The organism is bacterium (assembly GCA_040757115.1).
In the GTDB taxonomy this organism is placed as follows: Bacteria; UBA9089; CG2-30-40-21; order CG2-30-40-21; family SBAY01; genus JBFLXS01.
This window is the reverse complement of sequence record JBFLYA010000448.1, coordinates 1-1280: the sequence shown is the minus strand read 5'-3', so window position 1 is coordinate 1280 and position 1280 is coordinate 1. Positions and strand designations below refer to the sequence as shown.

The following is a 1280-nucleotide window of genomic DNA, read 5'->3' as shown; positions in this document are numbered from 1 at the left end:
GTGAATTGCGAATTGTGAATGAATGTAACATCGTCCAGTAAAACTTATGGGTAAAGATAAGGCCCGTGACAGAGGGCTATGGCTCACCTTAATAGGGAATTTTTGTTTAATAATCCCGAGGCAATGGCAATGACATCTGCTCCTGCTTTAATTACTCCCTCAATATTTCCTTCATTAATACCGCCAATAGCAACAACAGGTATTGAGGTTATCTGTTTAATTTTCTGGATTATTTCAGGACCAATAGGTTTTATTGCATTTTTTTTCGTGGTGGTTTGATAGATAGGTCCAATGGCAAGATAATCTATTTTCTCTTTAGTGGCTTTAATTGCTTGCTCAAAATTATGAGTTGATAGACCGATTATTTTATTTTTGAGTAACGGACGAGCCAAAGAAATAGGCATATCATCCTGGCCAAGATGGACACCATCTGCCTCTACGGCTAAGGCAATATCTACACGGTCATTAATGATGAAGGTTATCCCTTGAGTTAATTTGCGGAGTTTTAAGGCGTGATTGATAAATTCTCTATCGGTCAGATTTTTAGCCCTAAATTGAATTATTTTTACCCCAGCCGCAATTATCTGTTGGGTAACTTCGTCCATTTTTTCTCCAAATAATTCATAATCAACAATTGCATACAGACCTTTCAATTATTTTAACTACCTCTTTTTCTAATAAATACAGAGCATAGCGGATTTTCTCGAATTCAAAGCTTAGATTTTCGTCTTTGAGTTTACTAATTTCTTCCAGAACACGACAGGACTCCTCAGCACGACACATATTTGAAATAACTAAATCCACATAATCCTTTCTTTTTCCCTTATTTTGGGCGGAGATGGATAACCCTGGGTCACATTCGCTATCCCTTGAGGTTAAAAGTGAGGAATAATTGACTAACTTATGTGTTAATTTTCCGATTTGATGACGGATTTTTTTTAGTTTTGAGGTTAGTTCTTCATCTTCTAAAACAAATCGACATACATCTTCTACAACTCTTATTCCTTCTTTTGCTCGATTTATATTGGCATCAATAATTCGGTATATTTTGTCTTCCATAGTCTATTTATCAGAAGTCAAAGGACAGAAATTAGAAGACAGATATTAAGGAACCTTATAAAATCTGACTTCTATCCTCTATTTTCGGTAGTGTCTGAAAATAACTCTAATAGTGAAATCTATGCAGATTTGGTGTCCAAAAGGGATTTCCTCCAAAGAGCAAAATGCAAAAAGCAAATATAAAAATTACATATCAAAATGTAAAATTATCTCTTTCCTTT

The 1280-nt window shown here is 34.8% G+C and carries 2 protein-coding genes; both read right to left on the bottom strand.

Annotation, left to right across the window (positions count from 1 at the left end; translation table 11 throughout):
- Window positions 1–83: 83 nt before the first annotated feature.
- A complete protein-coding gene (gene thiE, locus AB1422_19555) occupies window positions 84–653 on the bottom strand; it encodes a thiamine phosphate synthase (protein MEW6621498.1) in 570 nt (189 codons plus the stop codon).
- Window positions 628–1059 carry a thiamine-phosphate pyrophosphorylase gene (locus AB1422_19550; protein ID MEW6621497.1) on the bottom strand — a complete coding sequence of 144 codons (432 nt, stop codon included), beginning with the start codon at window positions 1057–1059 and terminating at the stop codon, window positions 628–630. The genes thiE and AB1422_19550 overlap by 26 nt, the downstream gene beginning before the upstream one ends.
- Window positions 1060–1280 lie beyond the last annotated feature (221 nt).

Bases quoted from the DNA above. Each gene is read 5' to 3' on its own strand.
- AB1422_19550 (MEW6621497.1), bottom strand. From the start codon at position 1,059: ATGGAAGACAAAATATACCGAATTATTGATGCCAATATAAATCGAGCA.